This window comes from bacterium, assembly GCA_016703265.1.
Lineage (GTDB): Bacteria > Krumholzibacteriota > Krumholzibacteriia > LZORAL124-64-63 > LZORAL124-64-63 > CAINDZ01.
Map to the genome: position 1 here is coordinate 565,954 of JADJCK010000003.1, position 23,265 is coordinate 589,218.

Genomic DNA, 23,265 nt, shown 5'->3' on the forward strand with positions numbered 1-23,265 from the left:
GAGCATGTGCCTGGCCATCCCCGGCCGCATCAGCGAACGCTACGAGGAGGCCGGCCTGCCGATGGCGCGGGTCGACTACGCGGGCGCGGTGGCGGCGGCCTGCCTGGCGTACACGCCCGAGGCTGAAGTGGGCGACTACGTGCTGGTGCACGCCGGCTTCGCACTGCAGGTGCTGAACGAGGAAGAGGCGCAGGCCAGCCTGGCCGAGATCGCGCGGCTGGCGCAGATCATCGAACTGGATGGGATGCCGACAGAGGATCGGAACCCGTCGTGAAGTTCCTGGCCGAATACCGCGACCCGGAGCTGGCCCGCGCGCTGGTCGAGCAGCTGCGACGCGCGACCACGCGCCCGTGGACGATCATGGAGATCTGCGGCGGCCAGACGCACAGCATCCTGCGCCACGGCATCGACCAGGTGCTGCCGCCGGGCCTGGAGCTGGTGCACGGCCCCGGCTGCCCGGTGTGCGTGACGCCGCTGGAGACGATCGACCGCGCGGTCGCGATCGCCGAACTGCCCGGCACGATCCTCACCAGCTTCGGCGACATGCTGCGGGTGCCAGGCTCGCGCGGCAGCCTGCTCGAGGCGCGCAGCCGCGGCGCCGACGTGCGCATGGTCTACTCGCCGCTCGAGGCGCTGGCCCTCGCGCGCGCGAACCCCGATCGCGAGGTCGTCTTCCTGGCCGTGGGCTTCGAGACCACCGCGCCCGGCAACGCGATGGCCGCCGCAGCCGCCGCCGACCAGGGCCTGCTCAACTACAGCCAACTGGTCAGCCACGTGCTGGTGCCGCCGGCGATGGCGGCCATCCTCGATGCGCCCGGCTGCCGCGTGAATGCGTTCCTGGCCGCGGGCCACGTCTGCACGGTGACAGGCTGGCGCCCGTACGAGGCGGTCGCGGCACGGCACGGCGTGCCCATCGTGGCCACGGGCTTCGAGCCGGTCGATATCCTCGACGGGCTGGTGCAGGCCGTCACGCTGCTGGAACAGGGCGAGGCGCGCGTGGTCAACCGCTACGAGCGCGCCGTGCGGCCCGACGGCAACCCGGCGGCGCAGGCGATGGTCGACCGCATGTACCGGGTGTGCGACCGCAAGTGGCGCGGCATCGGCGTCATCACGCAGAGCGGCCTGGAGCTGCGTCCCGAGTTCGCGGCCTGGGACGCCGAGCGGAAGTTCGACGTCGCGGGCATCGCGCCGGCCGAATCGGCCGAGTGCATCGCCGGGCTGGTGCTGCAGGGCCGCGCGCGCCCGGCCGACTGCCCCGCCTTCGGCCGCGCGTGCACGCCGCAGACGCCGCTGGGCGCCACCATGGTCTCGAGCGAGGGCGCCTGCGCCGCCTGGTTCCGCTATGGAAGGAAGGTCACGGAGTGAGCGACCGCGCCGACTTCACGGGCTTCAGTTGCCCGCTGCCGCGACTGGACTATGACACGGTGCAGATGGCGCACGGCGCCGGCGGCCGCCTCTCGCAGGACCTGTTCGAGAAGCTGATCCTGCCGCGCTTCGCGAGCCCCGAACTGGCCCCGCGCGAGGACGGCGCGCTGCTCGACCTGCCGCCCGGCCGCGTGGCCTTCAGCACCGACACGTTCGTCGTGACGCCGCTGTTCTTCCCCGGCGGCGACATCGGCAAGCTGGCCGTCTGCGGCACCGTCAACGACGTGGCGATGATGGGCGGCATCCCCCGCGCGCTGTCGGTGGCGTTCGTGCTCGAGGAAGGCTGGCCGCTGGCCGACTTCCACCGTGTGCTCTGCTCGATGGAAGCGACGGCGCGCGAGGCCGGCGTGCGCGTGGTGACCGGCGACACGAAAGTGGTCGGGCGCGGCCAGTGCGACGGAATCTATATCAACACCAGCGGGCTGGGCGTGGTTCCGCCGGGCCGCTGCCCTAGGCGTCGCCCGCATCGTGGCCGGCGACGCCGTGCTGGTCTCCGGACCGGTCGGCGACCACGGAACGGCGATCCTGACCGCGCGCGCCGGCCTCTCGGTGCAGACGGCGCTGGCCAGCGACTGTGCGACCCTGAACGGCCTGGTCGAGGCGCTGCTGGCGTGCGGCGCCGACGTGAAGGCGCTGCGCGACCCGACACGCGGCGGGCTGGCGGCGGTGCTCAACGAGTTTGCCGGCGGCGCGCAGGTGGGCATCACGCTGGAGGACGGGGCGGTGCCGGTGCGGCCTGCGGTGGCGGGTGTGTGCGAGATGCTCGGGCTGGATCCGCTGCATGCGGCCTGCGAGGGGCGACTGGTGGCGATCGTGGCCGGCCCGGATATGGAACGAGCGTTGGCGGCGCTGCGCGCGCACGCGCTGGGCGCGGAGGCGGCGGTCATCGGGCGGGTCGTGGCCGCGCATCCCGGCGTGGTGGCGTTGCGGACGGCGCTCGGGGTGGAGAGGGTGCTGGACATGCCGCTCGGCGAGCAACTGCCGCGGATCTGCTAGAGCTTCGTCTCCGGTTCATCGAGAGAGGGGGTCCGACGCCCTTGAGCCTTCGGCAATACGACGCTATCCTGGCCATCGTCGAGTCCATTCCGGCCGGCCGCGTGGCTACCTACGGCCAGATTGCCGATCTGGCTGGACTTCCGGGGCGCGCCCGGCTGGTGGGAACAACGCTCAGGAAGCTGCCGGACGACAGCGCGGTGCCCTGGCACCGGGTGGTCAACGCCGGCGGCCGGATCAGCCCGCGCGGCGACGGCATGTCGGTGACCGAACAGGAACTGCTGCTGGCCGACGAAGGGGTCGTCATCGACGTCCGCGGGCGCATCCGGTTGACGGTCTTCCAGTGGTGTCCCTGAACTCCCGCTTTTCATGAGAACCGCCGCCCTCGCGCCCGAGGCCGAGGCGGTGACGATCAACGCCGCCCGCACCTTGATCCCGACGGAACAGCCGCAGGCGCTGGACGTGAGGCCGGCGGACAGTTGCGCCGGCGCATGGGGTCGGTCCTGCATAGCATGTGGTAAGGGAACTCGCCGAATCCGCTGACGGTCCGCGGCTTGCACTTCGTCGTTCAATACCAGCAATAGAGGTGCATCATGCCTGCGACACGAACGCGTCTGCTCGCTGTCTGTCCGCTCCTCATCGTTCTCGGCTGTGGAAGGGAAGACCCTGCCGCGCCGATTGCTTCCCCGCCCGATCCCCTCGAAGAGTCAGCTGTTTCCACCTGGGCCGCCGGGGATTTTGCCGTCGTCCTCGACGTCGGACCCGGCTATGCCCTGACCGAGCCGACGCAGGTGCCCTGGGAATCCCTGGCGCCGTCGACGCTGGTGCGGATCCACCACCGCCCGCAACCCTACCTCGCGAAATGGGTGATCAACACGGCGGCGACGCAATCTGCGCCCGTGGTGGTCCTCGGCGTTCGCGACCCCGTGACCGGCGCCCGCCCGGTGATCAGCGGGGATGGTGCCGTGACACGGCTCGCCCTCGACTACTGGAACGAGGGCCGCTCCGTGGTGAAGATCGGCGGCTCGAATCTTCCTGCGGACGACATCGTGCCGGCTCATATCCACCTGCAAGGGCTCGAAATCCGCAGCGGTCGACCAGGATACGCCTATACCGACGACGCCGGCGCTCCCGGCACCTACAGCACGAACGCGGCGGCGGTCCACGCCGAGATCGGCGCCCACATCACCATCGAGGACTGCGTGCTGACGGACTGCGGCAACGGCGTCTTCGCCGGCTCCCAGGTCAGCGATCTCGTCCTGCGCGGCAACTACATCCACGCCAACGGCATCGAGGGCAGCATCTACGAGCACAACTCCTACACCGAGTGCCTCGGCATCCTCTTCGAGTACAACCGGTACGGCCCGCTGCGTCCCGGCTGTGGCGGCAACAACCTCAAGGACCGCTCGGCCGGCACCGTGATCCGCTACAACTGGATCGAGGCGGGCAACCGTCAACTCGACCTGGTCGAAACCGACTATGTCGAACTGCGCGACGATCCCCGATACCGCACGACCCTGGTCTACGGCAACCTGCTGATCGAGAACGAGAGCACCGGCAACAGCCAGATCGTGCACTATGGCGGTGACGGGGGCGACGAGGACTTCTACCGCAAGGGCGTACTGCATTTCTACCACAACACCGTCTACTCGACACGGCCGGGCAACACCACCCTGCTGCGATTGTCGACCGGCGACGAGGCGGCGGACGTGCGCAATACGGTGATCCATGTCACCGCGGGCGGCGCGCGTCTGGCGATCAATGCTGACGCAGGCGACGTCGAACTGCGCCACTGCTGGCTCACGACGGGCTGGAGCAACAGCCACGAAGGCGCACCAACCGGCTCGGTGACCGCACAGGATTGCATCGCGGGCACGGATCCCGGCTTCGCCGACTCCTCCGGCCTCGGCTTCCAGCCCTTGCCGGGGTCGCCGCTGGTAAGCGCCGGCGGGCCGCTTGCCGCCGCTGCGCAATCGGTCATGGCGCAGTATCGCGAACATCAGGACGGGCAGGCTCGCGCCGACGGATCGTTGCCGACGATTGGTGCTTTGAGCATCCCGATACAGGTCCGCAAAGGCCCCGTCGCGATGTCGATGCCGGAGCCCGCACGGCGTTGAGCGCGCCATCACGCGCCGTTCATTCGTGCGCGGGGCTCGCGGGCCGGCCCGCGCCGGAGGCTGAGCCGGAAGTGGACGGAGCCGAAGGTTTCGGAGCATCACTTCCGGCCACGTAGCCGAGCGAGCGCAGTTGCCGCCGGGCGCGGGCGTCCAGGTCGGCCGCGCCCGACGCCGCGTCGCGGCCGATGGGACGCTGCTCTTCGAACAGCTCCCAGAGGCGGGCACTGAGGCGGGCCAGGTCGGCCGGCGCTGCGCGGCGAGGTCGCGCCGCTCTTCGGGGTCCCGGCCCAGATCGTAGAGCTCGTAACGTTCACCCGCAGGAGAGCGGAAGTAGATCAACTTCCACGGCCAGACCGTGAGCGACTTGGAGAAGTCGTCCGGCTCCGACCCCTGCTCGGCCACGAGCAGCGAGGGGTCACCCCGGTCGCGTCCCTCGACGAGATCCCGCAGACTCCGCCCGTCGCATGCCGCCGCCGGAAGGTCGAGCCAGTCGAGCAGGGTCGGCAGGATATCAAGCGTGGAGACCGGCGTGTCGATCACGCGGCCGGCGGCGCGGCCGAGCGGCAGCTTGACGAGCAGGGGCACGTGCAGCGTCTCCTGGTACGGCAGCGTGTGCGTGAACCAGAGGCCATGTTCGCCGAGGTGCTCGCCGTGGTCGGCCACGACGATGATCAGCGTGTCGTCGTAGCGCTGGCGCCGCTTGAGTTCGGCCACGACCTGGCCCACGTGGTCGTCGGTGTAGCTGACGCCGGCCGCGTACTCCCGCGCGGGGAACCGCAGGTCGGTCACACCGGCCAGCCAGTCGTACATGCCCCCGTCGCGGTTGGGCGCGGCGTTGGCCGTCGAGCGCAGGAAGTCGAGCACCGGCACCCCGGGGGCCCGCTCGTCGCCCTCGTAGTACATACGCGCGAACGGCGGCGGTGGCGCGTACGGGGCGTGCGCATCGAAGTAGTGGAGGAATGTGAAGAGCGGCATGTCGCGCGGCAGGTCGAACGTGGCCAGCCCCAGCGCCGTCACCAGCGGCCCTCCTTCGAGGTCTGGCAACGACTTCAACGGCAACTCGAAGTTGAAGCCCTGGGTCGTGCCGAACGGGCGGGTCAGCCACTTGACACTCGCGACGCCGTAGGTGCGGTAGCCGGCGCCGCCGAGGTGCTCGGCGAGCGTGGTGACGCGGTCGTCGAGGACCTCGCGCGTTCCTCCAACGGCGCCGTGGTGGCTCGGCGTCAGGCCGGTGAAGATCGAGGCGAACGACGGCAGGGTCCATGGCGCGGTGGCGTAGCAGCGTGTGAAGCGGACTCCGTCGCGGGCCAGGGCGTCGAGGTTGGGGGTGCGGATCCAGTCGTTGCCGTAGCAGTGGAGATGATCGGACCGAAGGGTATCGATGGCGATCATCACGACGTCCGGCCGGCGTGCGGAGTGCGCGCGATCGCACGCCACGAGCCCGGTAAGTACCGGAACGAGGATGAGCCCCAGCGCGGACGCCAGCACTCTGCGCAGCATGATCACTCCCGGTGTTTCAGCGGTCCCCGCGGGATCGCTGCGGCGCTGCGTCGCCAGCACACCGGGTAGAGGCGGCAGGGAGGGACGGGGGGCGTCGTGGCGCCGTGCCGATCGAACCGGCCGGCGCACGTTTGTGGCTACAGAGTCGAATTACGCAGGCAATGACGATTTGTTGCGCACGACGTGCGCAGATCGCAGGAAATTTCGCGGGGTCACCAACTGAGAGTGTGGCGATCGATGCAGCCCTCGATGCCTGTCGGGCATCGCTCGGCCGTGTGTCACGGTTTCGCGACACAAGCCTGGTCAATGCCCTACCCGCCACCCCGGATGAAGCGCCGCCGCCTCGACGTCGCGGCGGGAGCGGGGTCGGAAAACCGCCTGGCGATCTCCACATCCGGCAGGGGCGGCGCCGAGCGATGATAGCGGCGTTCGGCCCGCGCCGGATCGCGCGCGAAATCGATGTGGAACTGCTGCATGCGGTCGAACACCGCGAGAAGCTGGTCGGGCCGGTCGTAGCGATCGAGTCCGTGGCGCGCGAGCGCGAGCAGCGTCTCGTGCACGGCCTCGAGCGTCGAGAGGCAGCCTTCCTGCGGTTGGCGCTTGATCACGTAGCGGCTCGGCGCCGACGCCGTGAAGACGACGCGCGGCAGGCATTGCAGGAGCGGCGAGAGCTTGAGCATCTTGCGCGCACGGCCCCAGGTCGCATCCAGCACGAAGACCACCAGGCGGCGGTCGCCAAGGTCGGAGGCCGCGAGTTCGCCACGCGAGAGATTGCGCGCGCCCTCGCCCGGATAGAGCAGCACGGGGAAGCTGCCCGGATCGGCCAGGATCGCCTTCACGGCGGGATGCGTGTCGCACTCGAGTGCCATGTGCGCCTCGCTCTCCGCGAGGCAAAGGTGCGTCAGCCGGCCGGTCGCGGCCTTCTCCCGCTTCCACTCCTTCGGATGCATGAGCAGCACGAAGCGCGTGCGCGTGTGCATCGGCTCGATCGAGGCACACCAGCAGTGCGCCTTCGGCCAGAAGCAGCGGTAACACACCTCTCGGCTCATCGGCAGTTGTTCCACGCCTCGACCTGCGCCCGGACAGCACGCTCGACGGACACCCCCTCGAAGCCCGTCTGCAGCGCACCTTCGCGCGCCACGATACCGACGACATCGAGCCGGCGATCCCAGAACGGATAGGCGCCGTAGGCGCCGGGACTGGAGATGCGCACGCCTGCCTCGCAGTTGAACGTCGCACTCGCGCACTCGTGCCAGAACCCGAAGCCGTAGTGCCACTGCTCACCGATCGCCGTGACCGGCGAATAGGCGATGCTGACGCTGCCCGCGGTGCGGTCCTGCAGGAGCTCGGCCATGGCGGCCTCGCCGAGCAGTGTCCCGCCGCGCAACGCGACCAGGAAATCCAGGTACTCCGCGCCCGTCCAGTGCATGCCGCCCGCCAGGCGCGGATTGCCGGCCGAAGGCAGGTCGTAGGTGCCGGTCGGGAAGAGGCCGGTCGGGGTCCGGAACTCGTCGAACACCTGCGTCCATGACGTGAAGCCGCGGGCCTGGATCGCCATCAGGCCGGCCACCTGCATGTGCGTGCTCGCATAGTGGAACTCCGTGCCCGGGACCTTGCCGTTGCCCGCATTGGCGGTCGCAATGGCGCCGACGCAGTTCTCGAAGTCGACACCCGGCAGGTTGAGACACAGCGGTTCGCTGGTCAGTCCCGAGGTGAAGCTCAGCAGGTGGGCCAGGGTCAGGTCGCGGAGCGGGTCGCCGGCAGTGATGGGCCAGTCCGGGATGTGGTCCTGGGGATGGTCGGCCAGCGTGAGGTGACCCTGTTCGACCAGCCGCAGGATGACTACGGCCGTGACGAGCTTGGAAGTCGACGCGGATTCGTAGACCGTCGTCAGGCTCGCAGCGCCGCGGTTGTGGACGTAGCGGCGGCCGTCCGCGCGCTGGACGGCGAAGGCGAAATCCGCGTCCGTCACGACGGCGTCCAACGCGACGCCCAGTTCCGCCTCGCGCTGGGCCACGGTGCAGGTCGGGTCCGGCGGGCCGGGATCGTCGTCCCCATCCGACGATCCGCAACCGACGCCAGCCAGCAGGCACAGCAGTGCCGAGGTGACCACGAAGCGAAGCGATGACACCATGCCGTTCTCCTGACAGGAACCGGAAATCGCGGCAGGCGGATGCTGAACCGGCCTACCTCGTCAGCACGACGCGCCCCGTCGCTTCCCCGCTGCCGGTGACGGCGCGCACGAAGTAGACGCCCGCCGGCAGCGCACGGCCGGACTGGTCGCAACCATCCCAGGCGAACTCGCGGATGCCGGCGGTTGCCGGACCGGCCGCCAGGCTGCGCACCCTGCGCCCGGCCATGTCGTACACATCCGCGCGAAGCAGTTCCGTTTCGCCGGCGACCAGGCGGATCGAGGTCCGGCCCGTCGCGGGGTTCGGGAAGGCCCACAGGCGCCGGTTCGAGGCCACCGTCACGCCGGGTTCCGGGGCGGCCGCCACACCGCACGGCATGGGCAGGATCCGCAGGCTCATCAGGTCGGCGAGACAGACGGCGCCGTTCACCAGGGTCACGTCCATCCCCGTGCCCGGGGTGTTGACGCCTCCGACGATGACCGGATGCAACGGATCCGCGACATCGATCACCACCAGGCCGGTGATGCCGTCGGCGACAAAGGCGTACCCCGCCTCGACCACGACGTGCCGGGCGCCGCCCGGGGTGTCGATGACGGCCAGCAGTTGGGGCATGGCGGGGTTCGTGATATCGAAGACCCTGAAGCCCTCGCTGCCGTCCGCGAGATAAAGGACGTTGCCCGACACGGTCACGCCCCAGGCGGTCCCCGGCGTGTCGACGCCGCCCACAATGGCGGGATGTTCAGGATCGCTGATATCGATCACGCTCAGGCCGGACATCCAGTCGGCGACGAAGGCATGGCCCTGCGCCACGACGACCGAACGGGCCGAACCCGGCGTGTCGGCCACACCTGCGATGGCGGGCGCATACGGATCGGAGACATCCACGACCAGCATCCCTGATTCCCCATCCGTAACCAGCGCGTAGCTGCCGGTCATGGCAACACCCGTAGCCGACCAGGGCGTGTCGATCGTTCCCATGAGTGCAGGCGCCCCCGGATCGGTGAGGTCGACGACATGCAGGCCCGACATGCCGGCCGCCACGCAGGCGCGTGAACCGGCGACGGCCACGCCGACGGACTCGCCGGGCAGGTCGAGAGTGCCCACCAGGAAGGGCGCTGCGGGATGTGACACGTCGACGACACCCATTCCGGGGTATCGCGTAAAGCAGGCCAAATCACCCATGGCGGCCACGGCGGTGACGTTGCTCGTGATCGCGACCGACCCGAAAGTCGGGGGGCTGTCGACGCTCGCGATGTCGACGACCTGCAGACCGGCTCCGCCGTTCGCGACCAGTGCGCGGTTTCCGCGGATGACGACGCTGTTGGCGCCCTGCGGCAACGCCAGGTCACCGCGCCGCACCATCTCCGAGGGGTCGGCGACATCGTAGGTCGACAGGCCGGAACTGAAGGTGGTGACGTACGCGAGACCGTCGACCACGGCGACGCCTTCGGCCGACACAGGCACCTGGTCCAGCAGTTGAGGCGCCGCCGGCACGCTGACGTCGATCGACAGGAGCCTGGAAGCGTTGTCGCCGACATAGAGGATGTCGCCCGCCACGGCGAGACTCGCTACGGACGAGGGTATCACCACGTGGCCGACAACCACCGGCGCCTGCGGGTCCGTGACATCGACGATCAGCGTACCGTTCGAATCGGTCCCGACGTACACCAGGTTGCCGGCAAGGGCAAGGCGAGCGGCAAAGCCCTCGATCGCGACCTGCCCCACAAGCGCGGGGTGCGCGGGATCGCCGAAGTCGATCACCATCAGCCCGACGTCGCTGTCGGTGATGTACGCCAGCGTGTCCTGCGCACAGACATCCCAGGAGTAGCCCGGTGTGTCGAAGCTGCCCACGAGCGTCGGGGCCGACGGGTCGGTGAAATCGATCACCTGAAGTCCCGCACGATAGTCCGCGACGAGGGCGATGTGGCCGGAGACGGCGACGGCGTAGGCCATGTGGGGCGTGTCGACGACACCCAGGTGCTGCGGATTCTCCAGATCGGAAATGTCGACCAGTGCGAGGCCGGAGAAACCGCCGGAGATGCAGAGGACGTCGCCGGCAACGGCGAGATCGCCGGCCGAGACCACGGTCGCGATTTCACCGATCCTGCGCATGAAGCTGCCGTAGTCGGCACAGTCGGCGGCCATAGCCGGCACGCTGTCGAGGGTTGCCGCCACGATGACGGCGAGGAGCCAAGCCGTCCGTGCGGGGCGAGAACATCGCCTTGAAATGTGCGTACACCGCGCGGCATCCGGAGCCGACATTCCCGCATTCATTCGCTTCGACATGGTCCGCCTCCCCCATGGTCTTCCCGATCATCACCGCTTCATTGTCCCATACCGCGCGCCCGCCGGTCAATCGAGCGCCGTCGCCGGGCAACTGTGCTAAAGGTACGGAAACCGCCCGGTCGCGCAGGCACGGAAGCTCATCGCCACTGGGGCAACGTCGATATAGACACCAACGATGAGGAGTGATCCGGGGCTGTAGTCCCTGGATGCGGTTGCCGTCTGGGTGGCGGGACATTCTCCGCGGTGCAGACCCAGGTCCTGTTTCGCTTGTTGTCGTTCAGCCTGTTCGCGCTCCTGGTGCAGGTCCTCATCTGGCTGAGGATGGCTGCGCGTCGCCTGGAAACCGCAGCCCAAGGCCCGTCCGCAGGCTCCCCGGCAGGCCGGACCGACATCGGGATGGAGTCAATATCGTGCCCAACTAATTCAATACCAATCAGTTATGTCAATAGTGACCTTTCTGTAAAATAAACTGAGAATCGATCATGATTTCTGCGGGCCGCCAGTCTCTTAATCAAAGCACACTTGTGGGATTTCCGGGAGCCGCGATGCCACCGACCGCCACCGGGCGGCGGCTTCCGGGACCGCGGCGACCCCGCCACCGAACCCCTGACCGGAGGCTCCGCCATGTTTCTCGCTCGTCGTCTCGTTCCCGCCGTCCTGGTGCTCCTGGCCGCGGCACCTATTCAGGCCGCAGTCGAATCGTCAGGGCAGGAGCCGCAGCGGGAGGCCGTGAACGCCCCGGTTGCCGTGTCCGATCCGTCCGTCGTCACCGGACTGCCGGGCGTGCCGGGCGCTACCCCAATGGTCGCCGACCCTGCTGCGGGCATTCCCGACCTGCCGGCCAACCAGGCCGAGATCGAGGCCCTGCGCAGCGGCGCCATGACCCTCGAGCGGCCTGCGGGCACTGACGCCGCCGCGCCCGCCGATGCGGCCCGCACTGAGCGTCGCGCCGCCTTCGACGCCGTCATCGACGGGCAGCGTCAGAAGATCCAGGCCATGATCGACCGTCTCGAAGCGGGGTCGGGGAGCGCTGACGCCGCGGAGATCCAGAAAGAGATCGAACGCGAGAAGATGTCCACGCAGCGCCAGCTCCTGGAAGTGCAACTCGACTTCGCCACGCGCGACGGCGACCAGGCACGCATCGACCAACTGCAGGCGGCACTGGCGAACTGGGACGCGCCACGTCCCGTCGTGCAGTCGGTCGTCGATCGTCCCGTGCCCATCAACCCCGTCCGCTAGCCGTCAGGAGGCATGATCATGCGTAAGCTGCTTTGCCTTCTGGCGTCGATCGTCGCCCTGCTGGGCACCGTCGGAGCCCGGGCCGATGTCGGTCCGCCGGTTCACATCAGGATCCTCGGCGAGCCGCGAGCGGCCGTACCGGGCGTGCCCTTCACGGGCCAGTTGCAGATCACGGCCGGCACGCCCCTCGTGCTCGAGGACATGAGGTTCGGCGGTGCCAGCTGGGATCAGCTGTCGCTGGCCGTGTCCCCGCAGGTGAGCGTGGACAAGAGCCGGGCACTGGTCGTGGATTTCTCCGTGGTGACCGAAGACCCGGAGCAGTGGCTCGAGTTCAGCTTCGTGGTGGACGGCTATCCGGTCACCCGGCAGTTCAATCTCTCGCCGGCCGCCATCAACCGTCTGTTGAAGCCGGGTGCCATGGTTTCCGCGCAGCCGACAGGCAACGTGCCGCCGCTGACGGACGAGGCGAGGGCCATGCTCCCACCGATGGAGTTCACGCCGACGGAACGGACGGACAAGGCCGTGCCCGACAAATCGCGCAGTGTGCGCGTGCATGGCCGGTTCGTCTACCAGCGAAGCGACGGTACGACCGTCGGAGCCGACGGGGTGTCGATATTCATCTATGACGACAACGACCCTTTCGACAGTGGGGCGCTGGCCAGTCTTCGCACCGACGCCCAGGGCTGGTACGACGCAACCGTCACCTGGGTGCCCGGCGTCTTTGACGCCGAGCCCGATCTGTACGTGACGGCCTCGACCGTCAGTTGGCAGTTCTCGGTGACGAATCCCGCCTGGGACCCGCTGCCGGAAGGTGGACGCTTCCCCTACAAATGGGTGTCGGCCACGAACTGGAATTTTACGGGCAGCGACCTTGACCTCGGCTGGCTGCAGCCGGGCGACATCAACGATCATCCGGCGTTGCATCTGATGACCAACCTCACGCGGACCTGGCGCTGGTGGCAGGGCTACGGCTACGACGCGCCCTACATCCGCTGCAACTGGCCGAACGGGGAGGTCGGCGCCTTCTACAACGGCGAGATGTATGTCAGCACAGGCGAGCAGTGGAACGAGAACGTGATCAGCCACGAATACGGGCACCACTGGATGGAAACCTATGCGCTGAGTCCGGCGCCTTTCTATTGCAACGGCATCTGCGACAACGACGGCTGCGGGCACTGCCTGTGGTGCCCCGAGACGGACAACATCTCGTTCACTGAGGGCTTCCCCGACTGGATGGGGGACGTCATCCCGGGCAGCTACGCGGCCACCTACGGACTCGCGGCGCAATCGGTGTACGACATGGAGAGCCTCGGCACCTGTTTCTCCTCTTACGCCGATCCCCTGACCACCGAGGGATTCCTGGCGGCAGTGGTGCGCGACATCGGCGATGCCACCAATGACGATCACGCGGCGTTCCCGGAGACCGATGAGCTGTCGCTCGGCTGGAGCCAGGTCATCGCCACCGTCGATCTGGACCATCCGACCTCGGCCTGGTCATTCCTGGCCGCGTTCCGCAATCGTTACCCCGGGTACAGCGAAGCCCTCTGGGCGACGGCGAAGAACTGCGGCTACGAGTTGGACATGAGCCCCCCGCCGGCCGTCACCGGACTGTACTCGCCGAGCCACGCGGTCGGCGGGGACTCGGCGGACCCGACGATCGACCTGGCCTGGACGCGGGCAGCCGACGACGTCTCCGGCGTCGAAGGCTACGGCATCACGATCGCCGGCGGCATCGGCCTGCCGACGGCCGTCATGGACCTCGGCGACGTGACCAGTTACACGACGCCGACACTGGCGCCGGGCACCTACTACTTCAGCATCCGGACCCTGGACCGCTCCGGGAAGTGGAGCGGTACCTACGCATGGAGCGGGCCTTACACGGTACGCGCACCGTTGTCTGCCAACCTGGCGTTCTACCAGTTCCCCGGCTGGGACTTCCCCCTGGTGCCACGGTCGACGACCGACGCCAGCTTCGGCAGTGTGCCGGCCCCCGCCATGCTCACCGGCGAATCCGCGGCGACCTGGTGCAATGTCGGCTTGTGGAACAGCGGCGAATCGTCTACGGCGTCGTACCACGAACTCAACATCTTTGTCGACGGCGCTCGGAACCTCTTCGGCTGGTTCCCGGAACTGGCGGCCTTCAACGGACAGTACATTACGAACCTGTCGCCGCCGATCACCGTCCGCGGCGGCCGTCACACCTACGAGGCGCGCCTCGACGCCACGGATCTGGTGGCCGAGACCAACGAGACCGACAATCGCTGGGCCCATCAGTGGATCTGGAACCCGGCGACGCTGACGCCGAACGTGCCGGTGGTGCGCGCGGCGCCGCCGCAGCCGACCGGGGGCTGGGAAGCCGTCACTGATGGCTCGCCGCTCTACGGCAACGTCGACGGCGTGCGCATGAGCGGCACCTCGTGGTGGGACGTGGCCGTCATGCGGCCGCTCAGCGCCGTCAATGATCGTGACGTGGAACTGTTCGCCGCCAGCGCAGGGGCCTCGACCGGCTTCGCGACGCCGCTGGCCGGCTCCTACATCGGCGGAGCCACGATCGACGCGGTCATCGTCAACCACAACTGGACGGGTTGGGGTACCGCGTTCGACGTGGGTATCGTCAATCAGGACGGCCGCGCCGAAGACTACGAGATCACCCATGTCACCAATGGCAACATCGCCTATGGCGACTCGGTGACCGTGGCCTTCGGCCAGGACCAGATGCTGCGGATCTGGGAGTTCTTCGTGTCGGCGGAACAGGTCGGCGCGGTGAGCATCACCGTCGACACCGACCCGGCGAACGGCCCGCTGCATGCGCATTGGCTGGACGCGAGTTTCGACGTCGGCGCCCTGCCCTACCCGACGGCCTGGGGGTATTCCGATGCGTCCGGCCGGGCCCGGATGGACCTGAACATCCCTTCGCAAGGTTACCACGCCCTGCTGGTCTACCGCGACGCGAACTGGGATCAGGGCAACCTGCCGATCAACGTGACGATCGAGATCGACGCAACGCCGCCCGACTTCGTCCCCCTGTACGCGGCCGGCTGGTACGCGCCCATCGTGCCGCGCGCGGCGCACGACGGCACCAATGAGGCGGTGCCGGCGCCGCTGGTCCTCCCGGGCAATACGGCCTCGACCTTCCTGAACGTGGCGGTGCGCAACGAAAGCCCGGGCATGTCCTTGGCAGGCCTGCCGGCCCAGGTCCACATCGACGGCGGCTTCTCGGCGTGGGTGAATTGGGGCTGGTTCCCGGGCTACGCCAACGGCATGCTCAACTGGGGCTACCCGTTCACCTTCTCCGGCGGCCGGCACACGCTGGCGTGGAAGCCGGACGCGGAGAACGCGATCGAGGAGATCCACGAAGGGAACAACGACTACACCGAGCAATGGGTGTGGTCGCCGCTGGCCCTGGTCAACAACACGCCGGTGGTCCGGGGAATGCCCGCCGATCCCTACGGCGGCTGGGCCGCGTTGAGCACTGGTGAGCCTTTCCATCCCAACTGCGACGGCTTGCGGACGCCCCCCTGGGGCGGCTACTGGCAGGCCATCGCGACCATGCCGACGGGCGGCGGCAGCGACGTCGACCTGCGCCTGCATCACGCAAGCGCGGGCGCCAAGAGCGGGTTCGCCGACAACCTCACCGGCTCCTACTGGGGCGGGTCGTACTCGGACTACGTGCTGGTCAACTTCAACCTGGTCCCCGGCGGTTACCAGCCGTACGACGCGGGCGTGGTCCGGTACAACGGCAGCGACACCTATGCGACCGAAGCCACGGCGTCGGCGACATCGATCGCCTATCCGAACGATATCTACGGACCCTTCAGCCTGCCGGAAGGGCGCATCCTCAACCTGGTGGAGTTGTATCTCCCGGCCGGGGAACTGGGCATCCACCTGATGAACCTCTCCGGTTCGGTGGACTGGGGCGTGACGCTGCATCGCGCGGATCTCACCTACCTGGGCAAGTCCGACGCGCTGGGCACGTCGCACTCCGGTGGCGGCCCGGGCGGCAACGAACTCGTGGTCGTCAATGTGCCCGCCGAAGGGTACTACTGCCTGGCGGTCTGGAAGACGACGTCGAGTGAGCTGGCGAAGGCAGGCACGTACAATCTCGTGATCAAGCCGATGTGGGCAAGCGGCGTGGACGATCAGGTGCCGTCGCCGCAGTTGACCGGCCTGGTGGACATCACCCCCAACCCGTTCAACCCGCAGACGAAGATCACCTACGACCTGGCGCGCGCGAGCCAGGTGCGCCTGGAAGTCTACGACGTCAAGGGCCACCTGGTCCGGACGCTGGTCAGCGGCGCGCGTGGCAGTGGTCGCCACATCGAGACATGGAACGGCATCGCCGACAACGGCGAGCGGGTGTCCAGCGGCGTCTACCTGGCGCGCCTGACCGCCGACGGGGTGACCGGCATGATGAAGATGATGTTGCTGAAATAGAAGCGAAGCCGTTCAGATGGTTCAGACGATTCGGCCGCCAGGCTCGGGGAGCATTGGCGGCCGAATCATTTCCGGGACACGGCGAGGCAAAGGGGTCGCCGGCGATGGCTATCCTACCGCCGCTTCCCGCCCGTATCCCGGGCGCGAAGTACGGCACCATCCTGGTCGAGCACCATCGTGAGCCGGCGGCCACCGGCGACAACCTTCAGCATGTACGTCGTGACGTCATCGCGTGTGTTGCGCACAGCCTTGACGATCTTCGACCCCGGATGCCTTTCCTCGATGGCCTTGGTCACGGATTCCGGCAGGAGTTCCGGGATCATGTCCTCCTCGACCGCGACAAGCGTGCCGTCGGCGAGGTAGACCGCTTTGACCGCCATGCCCCCGTCGACACCCGCGATCTCGTAGTGGGGCCGCCCGCCCTCGCTCAGGCTGGCCATCTCCTCGATTTCCGCATCCGGGTAGGCATCGTTGAAGGCGCCGAGGACCGCCGCGGGGACGGAACCGGTGACTGTCCGCACCTGCCTGTCCTGCGCCAGGGAAGCGGGAGCCATGATGCACACGCAGGCCATGGCCAATAAGGCGGTGGCCGCAAAGGCTCGGGTAGATCGGATCATGGGAGGCCTCCCTCGAGTGCATGACGGACGCGGCGGCCGCTGTCCAGACAGAATAAGCACGGCGCAGCGGGCACGCCGTCGCATTGCGCACGCCACGGGGCACCGGGCGCGATCCGCAAGTATCCGGTTGTGCCCTGTTGCGGTCGGGTGCCGGGCGCAGGGTGGGAAGAGCAGGCGGCATGCCACCGCCGCCGGACGGCGCGCGCCGGGATCTAGGGCGTCTCGAGCAGCCAGGCCCTCGCCGCCAGGGCGGCGCCGTCGGCGGGCTCCGGCCAGTCGCCGAAAGGTGCCGCCTGCATGGGCGTGAGCGATCCCGTCTCCGGGTGGCCATCCCGATCGCCCATGCGCGCCACCGGCAGCGTGAGCATGGAGCCATCGGAAAGCCGGTATTGGTTCGTCACCGTGGTAAGGCCGGCCGTCGGTTCACCGAAGCTGCGCGACGGGGTGCCGTTCAGCAGGCAGATCGCGAGGGCTTCGCCGCTGCTCATGGTCCACGGGCCGGTCAGCAGCGCGATGCGTCCCGTGTGCGGCGCCATCGTCGGGGGCGCACCGTCCACGCCCCAATCGAGCTGCACCTCGGCGCCGCTGCCCCAGTCGATCCAGGCGCTCGCCTCGCCCACACCGAACCGGCTTTGCACCTGCCCGTCCTTCACCATGGTCATGAGCGGACCTTCGGGCAGCAGCGGGCGCAACCCAAGCAACATGGGCCAGAGATTGCCGCCGCCATTGAGGCGAAGGTCGATGAGCCAGCCCCTGGGCTCCTGTTGCCCAAGGCGCGCCAGCTCCAGCGCCGCCGCTTTCGCGTACGCGCGAAGGCCGTCGACGTCCGGCGCCAGGCAACCGGGCACCACCAGGTATGCCACGCCGTCGTCGAGCAGGCGCCCCTCGGGCACCGTGGGAATCGAATGCACCGGGGCGTCTGCGGCGGCCGACGCCTGTGACGACCCGTCGTTGTCCGCCGGCGCGGCTTCCGTCACGGGGACTGCCGCCGGTGGAGAGAAGCTGGCGTGCGGATCGTTCAGCATCGCCACGGCTGCGGCGAGCGCCGCGTGCGATTCACCGGGCCCGAACTTCGCCGCCAGTTCGCGTTCGATCCGTCCCCAGTCGATGGCGTCGGCCCCCATCGCCTGCGCCGCGATCGCCGCGAGCCCCTCGTGGACAAGCGTGTCGCCGACGGTGGCACTCCGGCCGGCCGTTGCGACCAGCGCCACCGCACATCCCAGGACGAGCACACGTCGCATCATGTTCGGGTTCCTTCCGCCGGCCACCAGGCCGAATTGCCGGAAACAAGGGCCGATCCTACCGGATATCACACTTGTTCACAAGGCTATACGCGTCCTGCCACCCGGGGGCTGCGGCCCCGAATATCCGCACTTCGGCCCGGATTCCCGCCGACAGGCACGCGCCTTGCCACACCCCTGCGTCCGGGGAACGGTGCGCCGGCAATCGCCCATGCCGCAGCCCCGGGGCGATTGGTGTCGGCGGTGCGGGGGGAAAAAAGTTCCATGACGACATTGCTCGAAGCTCCGGAAGTCGCGCGGCCGGTGCGCCCGCTCGCGGACAAGGTCTACAAGCGCGAGTTGCCCCGTCTCCACATCGAACTGGTCAAGATGCAGGAATGGGTGCGCGCTTCGGGGCACCGCGTGGTCGTGATCTTCGAGGGGCGCGATGCCGCCGGCAAGGGCGGCGCCATCAAGCGCATCACCGAACCGCTCAACCCGCGCTTCGTGCGCGTGGCGGCGCTGGGTGTGCCCAGCGAGCGCGAGCGTACGCAGTGGTACTTCCAGCGCTATGTCGCGCAACTGCCGGCAGCCGGCGAGATCGTGCTGTTCGATCGCAGCTGGTACAACCGCGCCGGCGTCGAGCGCGTGATGGGCTTCTGCACCGACACCGAATACGAGGAGTTCCTGCGGACCTGCCCCGAGTTCGAGCGCATGCTCGTGCGGTCGGGCATCCAGCTGGTGAAGTACTGGTTCTCGGTCAGCGACGACGAACAGGAGCGCCGCTTCGAGGCCCGCATCCACGACCCGACAAAGCGCTGGAAGCTGAGCCCGATGGACCTCAAGTCGCGATCGCACTGGGTGGAATACAGTCGCGCCAAGGATGCGATGTTCGCGCACACCGACATCAAGCAGGCGCCCTGGCACGTGGTCGATGCCGACAACAAGAAGCGCGCGCGCCTGAACTGCATCTCGCACCTGCTCAGCCTGATCCCGTACCAGGACCTGACACCCGAGCCGATCCGGCTGCCGCCGCGCCAGAAGGCGCAGGGCTACCGGCGGCCGCCGCGGCAGGAACAGAACTACGTGCCGGACCTGTTTCCGGACGATTGACCCGGTTCAAGGGGCGCACTTGCGCCGGCGCAGGTTTCGCGGAAGCGGGATCATGGCGCCGGCGCAAGTGCCGCCAACACGCTCACGACCAGGCCTACTCCCCTGCGAACAGCCCCTCCACCCCCGTCACCACCCGCAGCCGCCGCGTCCCATCGCCACCCGAACCGAGCACCAGCAACTGGCTGCCGTCCGGGAACACGGCGTGGGAATAGCCGGGCACATTGACGTAGGGTCCGGTGAGCACGCGCTCCGGCAACCCCACCGCCGGCTGTGGCCCGGGTTGGAAGCCCGAGCGGTACCAACTGTTCTCGAAGCGATAGACAATGGTCTTTCCGTCGGAGCCCCAGTGCGGCTCCTCGCCCCCGGCGGTCGAGACACGGACGCGCCGCGTCGGCTGGTCGGACGGGCACACGTAGATTTCCGAGCGACCGCCTTCGCTGTAGGTTCCCGCCAGCCAATTGCCGTCCGGAGAGAAGCGGGACAGGGGCGAGATGTCGGGGATGTCGGTGCCCTGGCCGCCTGGGTCGCCCCGGCCGACGACAACGCCGCCGTCCGCACTCAGGCGCAGCAACCAGCGACCGTCGGGCGATTCCACGACGGTCCGGTAGGCCGAGGCCGTACCGACGGCGAGCGTGTCGACGCCACCGGCGCCACCCAGACGCAAGCGAAGCGCCGGCCGAGAGCCGCCCGCTCCTCCGGCCGTCACGCACAGCGCGAGACCGTCGGCAGACCAGTTGCCCAGGCCGTAGATCGCGTCGTGCAGCCGCTCCTGCGTGCCCCGCTCCAGGTCGAAGATCCACAACTCGGGCTGGCCCGACGGCGGCCGCTTGATGACGGCCAGCCGGCTGCCGTCCGGTGAGAGTTCGAAGGCGCCGTAGTCTCCCGGCGGAAAGGCGAGGGCCTCATCCTCGCCGCCGGCCCTCCGGCGGACGAAGCGCAGGGTGCCGGAGCCCGGGTCTTCCCGCGTAGACGAGGACACCGTCGGCGGCACTCAGCTGGGCCAGGATACCCGTGGACGAGACGCGCAGGTTCGTCGCGACCTGGATCGGGTCGGCCAGGGGTCGCAGGGTCTTGCGCTCGACAGGCACACCGACCAGCGTCCCGCCGCTGCCCGCCTGCACGTAGAGCAGGTGGCCCGAAGGCAGGAGCGTGGGCATCAGCCCGTAAAGCAGGTTTGCCGCGACCAGCGAGCCTTCCGGCTCGAGGCCGTTGATCGTCAGGTAGGACGTCGTGCCGGATGCGAACTCATAGGTGGCCATCTGACGGCTTGCCGCCCAGGCCAGCCGCGTGCGGTCGGATGACAGCATCTGTGCGAAGCCGATGCGCGGCGAGGTCTTCTGCGAGTCCAGGCGACCACCGCTCGCGCGCACGAACGTCAGGACCTGGCCCTGCCTCTCGATGACGGCGATGCGCTCCGCGTCGAGCCACTGCGCGCCGGTCGGCTCTTCCACGGCGGCCAGGACGACGGGAGCCGAGCCGCGCACCGCGATCTTCTTCAGCTCGGTCTGCACGAGGAACCCGATCCAGGCGCCGTCCGGCGAGAAGAACGGGCAGAAGGCGCCCTCGGTGCCGGGGAGCGCCTGCGTCGTGCCGGTCGCCAGGTCCACGGTCACCAGCCGCGACTGCCCGCGCCTGCCTCCCACGTAGACGAGCACATCGGCGCGCGGGGACAGTGCCAGCGCCCTCAACTCGATCCCGAGCATGGCGTCGCCGACGTAGGTCAGCGGCAGCGAGTCCGGCAGCACCAGGTCGAAGCGGCGCACGGGCTGGGTGTCGGCGCCCTTCGCCACCGACGCGGTGCCCAGGCGCCGGCTGATCGCGACACCCAGCAGGGCTCCCACCACCACCGCTGCCACCGCCACGATCGCGACGAGCCGCCCACGGCCGGGGCGCGCGGTTGGAGGCGCCGGCCGCCCCGCCGCGGCGCCGGTCGCGCTCGCACCGTCGTGCTCGAGCGCGAAGGCCAGGTCGCCGGCGCTCTGGAAGCGCGCGTCGGGATCCTTCTGCAGGCAGCGCGTGACGACGCGATCAAGCTGGGGCGGCGTCACCGGCTGCACGGACGACAGCGGGGGCGGCTGGCGCTCCATGATCGCGGCGATCAGGCTCGCCTGGCTCCCGCCGTTGAAGGCGCGCACGCCGGTCGTCATCTCGTAGAGCACACAGCCCAGCGCCCAGAGGTCACTGCGCGCGTCGGCTTCGCGGCCCTCGAGCTGCTCGGGCGACATGTACTGGAACGTGCCGACGATCGTCCCCTCGACGGTGAGGGGGCCGGTCATCGTCGGCGACTGCGACATCGCATCGGTCGTCGGCGCCAGGCCGAGCGCGCGCGCCAGGCCGAAGTCGAGCAGCTTGGCCCCGCCCTTCGTCAGCATGACGTTGCCGGGCTTCAGGTCGCGGTGCACCACGCCGGCGCGATGTGCCCGGTCCAGCGCCTGCGCGATCTGCCGGCCCAGCGACAGCACCTCGGCCACGGGCAGCGCGCCCTTCTCCAGGCGGCGCGCCAGTGTCTCGCCGTCGACGAGCTCCATCACCAGGTAGTCGATGCCGTCCTGGCGTCCGATGTCGTGCAGCGTGCAGATGTGCGGATGACTCAGCTGCGAGATGGTACGCGCCTCGCGGTCGAAGCGGGCGCGGGCCTCGGGCGTCTCGGCCAGGTGCGGCGGCAGCACCTTCACGGCCACATCGCGGCCCAGGCGCGTGTCGCGGGCGCGGTAGACCTCGCCCATGCCGCCGGCTCCCAGCGGAGCCACGATCTGGTACGGACCGAGCATGGTGCCGGCAGCCAGCATCGGTTCCCCTGCCCTTTCGTGGGTGACGGAAGCGGAGAGCCGACGATCGCCGGCGGGATGGACGCAGCGACATTCTGGCACAAACCGGAGTGGATTGATACCAGTTTTCATTAACCGTCGCCGGGAATCAAGAACCGGGACGCACCGCCGATAACAACGGGGTGGACGTGAGGTGGCTTTGCGGCACGGCCGCAGGGAGGCTGGGATGCGTGTAGCCAGTTCGGCATCGGCGCAAAGGGACGCAGCGACGGCCGTGCGGGACGCAGCGTCGATCCTGCGCGCCACACTGGGCGATGAGCCCAGCCTCGTCGCGGCCTACTTCAGCGCCGACTACGACGCGGACACGGTGTTCGCCGAACTCGAGGCCCGGTTTCCGGCGGCGCAGCTGCATGGGGCGACCTCCTGCACCGGCGTCATGACCGAGACGGGCTATGTCGGGCGGGACGGAACAGGCCTGGGCCTGTTCGGCGTCGGCGATCCCCAGGGATTCTATGGCACCGGCGCGGCGCCTCTGACGCTCGGGGTCCGTGAGGCGACGCGGCAGGCCTTGCACCAGGCCCTGGCCAACGCCGACATGGTGGGAGCCCGACCCGACCTCATCTGGCTGAACAGCTCACCCGGCAGCGAGGAGCAGGTCCTCGCGGCCATCCGCGACGAGATCGGCCCCGACGTCCCTGTCATCGGCGGCAGCGCCGCGGACAACACCATCGAGGGACGCTGGCTGCTGTGCGCGCGCGGCTTCCGATCCGCCGACGCGGTGGTCATCACGGCCATGTTCCCGAGCGGCCGCTTCGCCTACGCATTCCACAGCGGGTATGCCCCGACGGGCACGCACGGCACGGTGACGCGGGCCGAAGGTCGCACGATATACGAGATCGACAACCACCCTGCAGCCGAGATCTACGACGGTTGGACGCACGGGAGCATCTCGCAGGAGCGGGAAGGCGGCGGCGTCATCCTGGCGCGAACGACGCTGAACCCGCTCGGCCGCGTGGCTCACCGCATCCAGGGGATCCCGTACTACAAGATCTCGCATCCGGAAACCGCAACCGGTGATGGCGGACTGACGCTGTTCACGGACGTGGCCGAAGGAGACGAGATGCACCTGCTGGCCGGCAGCCGCGACAGCCTGGTCGAACGCGCCGGGCGCGTGGCGACCAATGCCGTCGGATCGGTCTTCGACGGCACCGACGGCGTATCCGGAGCGCTGGTGGTGTACTGCGCCGGCTGCATGCTCGCGGTGCGCGACCAGATGGATGACGTCGTCGCTGGCATCGACGGCGCCCTGGGCGGCAAGCCGTTCCTGGGCCTGTTCACCTTCGGCGAGCAGGGTTGCTTCGTAGGCGGCGACAACCATCACGGCAATCTGATGATCTCGATCCTGGTCTTCGGCAGGTGAC

The 23,265-nt window shown here is 68.9% G+C and carries 15 protein-coding genes and 1 pseudogene; 8 read left to right on the forward strand and 8 right to left on the reverse strand.

Translation table 11 applies throughout. The features are described from left to right. Positions 1-4: 4 nt before the first annotated feature. The 4 genes and pseudogenes from IPG61_06680 to IPG61_06695 all read left to right on the forward strand — a co-directional run bounded on the left by IPG61_06680 (position 5) and on the right by IPG61_06695 (position 2,774). A complete protein-coding gene (locus IPG61_06680; GenBank protein ID MBK6733764.1) occupies positions 5-274 on the forward strand; it encodes a HypC/HybG/HupF family hydrogenase formation chaperone in 270 nt (89 codons plus the stop codon). Next, positions 271-1,365 carry a hydrogenase formation protein HypD gene (gene hypD / locus IPG61_06685; GenBank protein ID MBK6733765.1) on the forward strand — a complete coding sequence of 365 codons (1,095 nt, stop codon included), beginning with the start codon at positions 271-273 and terminating at the stop codon, positions 1,363-1,365. Before IPG61_06680 ends, hypD begins: the two co-directional genes overlap by 4 nt. A 65-nt stretch (positions 1,366-1,430) precedes the next feature. Continuing rightward, positions 1,431-2,421, forward strand: a pseudogene (gene hypE / locus IPG61_06690) (hydrogenase expression/formation protein HypE). Between the two features lie 41 nt (positions 2,422-2,462). Further along, positions 2,463-2,774, forward strand: a complete 312-nt coding sequence (locus IPG61_06695; protein ID MBK6733766.1) for an MGMT family protein — start codon at positions 2,463-2,465, stop codon at positions 2,772-2,774. A gap of 351 nt (positions 2,775-3,125) precedes the next feature. Here the strand turns inward: IPG61_06695 and IPG61_06700 are convergent, their stop codons facing one another. From IPG61_06700 to IPG61_06715, 4 genes are all read right to left on the reverse strand, one after another. Then, entirely contained in the window at positions 3,126-6,035 is a 2,910-nt protein-coding gene (locus tag IPG61_06700) for a sulfatase (GenBank protein MBK6733767.1), read from the reverse strand. Between the two features lie 311 nt (positions 6,036-6,346). Next, positions 6,347-7,084 carry a DTW domain-containing protein gene (locus IPG61_06705; protein MBK6733768.1) on the reverse strand — a complete coding sequence of 246 codons (738 nt, stop codon included), beginning with the start codon at positions 7,082-7,084 and terminating at the stop codon, positions 6,347-6,349. Further along, positions 7,081-8,031 carry a beta-lactamase family protein gene (locus tag IPG61_06710; GenBank protein ID MBK6733769.1) on the reverse strand — a complete coding sequence of 317 codons (951 nt, stop codon included), beginning with the start codon at positions 8,029-8,031 and terminating at the stop codon, positions 7,081-7,083. Before IPG61_06710 ends, IPG61_06705 begins: the two co-directional genes overlap by 4 nt. A gap of 190 nt (positions 8,032-8,221) precedes the next feature. Next, positions 8,222-10,312: a T9SS type A sorting domain-containing protein gene (locus IPG61_06715; protein MBK6733770.1), complete on the reverse strand. Its 2,091-nt coding sequence runs from the start codon at positions 10,310-10,312 to the stop codon at positions 8,222-8,224. A 765-nt stretch (positions 10,313-11,077) separates the two neighbouring features. On the opposite strand from IPG61_06715, the gene IPG61_06720 reads away from it, so the two are divergent. Both IPG61_06720 and IPG61_06725 read left to right on the forward strand, forming a co-directional pair. After that, positions 11,078-11,692: a hypothetical protein gene (locus IPG61_06720; protein MBK6733771.1), complete on the forward strand. Its 615-nt coding sequence runs from the start codon at positions 11,078-11,080 to the stop codon at positions 11,690-11,692. 18 nt (positions 11,693-11,710) lie between these two features. Further along, positions 11,711-16,126: a T9SS type A sorting domain-containing protein gene (locus IPG61_06725; GenBank protein ID MBK6733772.1), complete on the forward strand. Its 4,416-nt coding sequence runs from the start codon at positions 11,711-11,713 to the stop codon at positions 16,124-16,126. A gap of 113 nt (positions 16,127-16,239) precedes the next feature. On the opposite strand, the gene IPG61_06730 is transcribed toward IPG61_06725, so the two are convergent. Together IPG61_06730 and IPG61_06735 are read right to left on the reverse strand one after the other, a co-directional pair. Further along, positions 16,240-16,743 carry a hypothetical protein gene (locus tag IPG61_06730; protein MBK6733773.1) on the reverse strand — a complete coding sequence of 168 codons (504 nt, stop codon included), beginning with the start codon at positions 16,741-16,743 and terminating at the stop codon, positions 16,240-16,242. 212 nt (positions 16,744-16,955) lie between these two features. Then, complete coding sequence (locus IPG61_06735; GenBank protein MBK6733774.1) at positions 16,956-17,987, reverse strand: S41 family peptidase; 1,032 nt, start codon at positions 17,985-17,987, stop codon at positions 16,956-16,958. Positions 17,988-18,248: 261 nt separating this feature from the next. Here IPG61_06735 and ppk2 point away from each other — a divergent pair, with 261 nt between their 5' ends. Next, entirely contained in the window at positions 18,249-19,076 is an 828-nt protein-coding gene (ppk2, locus tag IPG61_06740; GenBank protein ID MBK6733775.1) for a polyphosphate kinase 2, read from the forward strand. Between the two features lie 94 nt (positions 19,077-19,170). Here the strand turns inward: ppk2 and IPG61_06745 are convergent, their stop codons facing one another. Both IPG61_06745 and IPG61_06750 read right to left on the reverse strand, forming a co-directional pair. Continuing rightward, positions 19,171-20,055 carry a PD40 domain-containing protein gene (locus IPG61_06745; GenBank protein MBK6733776.1) on the reverse strand — a complete coding sequence of 295 codons (885 nt, stop codon included), beginning with the start codon at positions 20,053-20,055 and terminating at the stop codon, positions 19,171-19,173. After that, on the reverse strand, positions 19,979-21,865 hold the full coding sequence (locus IPG61_06750) for a protein kinase (GenBank protein ID MBK6733777.1): 1,887 nt from the start codon (positions 21,863-21,865) through the stop codon (positions 19,979-19,981). Before IPG61_06750 ends, IPG61_06745 begins: the two co-directional genes overlap by 77 nt. Positions 21,866-22,070: 205 nt before the next feature. Here IPG61_06750 and IPG61_06755 point away from each other — a divergent pair, with 205 nt between their 5' ends. Beyond that, entirely contained in the window at positions 22,071-23,264 is a 1,194-nt protein-coding gene (locus IPG61_06755; GenBank protein MBK6733778.1) for an FIST C-terminal domain-containing protein, read from the forward strand. Position 23,265: the final 1 nt, after the last annotated feature.

Coding starts and splice junctions, on each gene's coding strand:
- IPG61_06680 (MBK6733764.1), top strand. CDS start 5: ATGTGCCTGGCCATCCCCGGCCGCATCAGCGAACGCTACGAGGAGGCC.
- IPG61_06700 (MBK6733767.1), bottom strand. CDS start 6,035: ATGCTGCGCAGAGTGCTGGCGTCCGCGCTGGGGCTCATCCTCGTTCCG.
- IPG61_06705 (MBK6733768.1), bottom strand. CDS start 7,084: ATGAGCCGAGAGGTGTGTTACCGCTGCTTCTGGCCGAAGGCGCACTGC.
- IPG61_06715 (MBK6733770.1), bottom strand. CDS start 10,312: ATGGCCGCCGACTGTGCCGACTACGGCAGCTTCATGCGCAGGATCGGT.
- IPG61_06720 (MBK6733771.1), top strand. CDS start 11,078: ATGTTTCTCGCTCGTCGTCTCGTTCCCGCCGTCCTGGTGCTCCTGGCC.
- IPG61_06725 (MBK6733772.1), top strand. CDS start 11,711: ATGCGTAAGCTGCTTTGCCTTCTGGCGTCGATCGTCGCCCTGCTGGGC.
- IPG61_06730 (MBK6733773.1), bottom strand. CDS start 16,743: ATGATCCGATCTACCCGAGCCTTTGCGGCCACCGCCTTATTGGCCATG.
- IPG61_06735 (MBK6733774.1), bottom strand. CDS start 17,987: ATGATGCGACGTGTGCTCGTCCTGGGATGTGCGGTGGCGCTGGTCGCA.
- ppk2 (MBK6733775.1), top strand. CDS start 18,249: ATGACGACATTGCTCGAAGCTCCGGAAGTCGCGCGGCCGGTGCGCCCG.
- IPG61_06750 (MBK6733777.1), bottom strand. CDS start 21,865: ATGCTGGCTGCCGGCACCATGCTCGGTCCGTACCAGATCGTGGCTCCG.
- IPG61_06755 (MBK6733778.1), top strand. CDS start 22,071: ATGCGTGTAGCCAGTTCGGCATCGGCGCAAAGGGACGCAGCGACGGCC.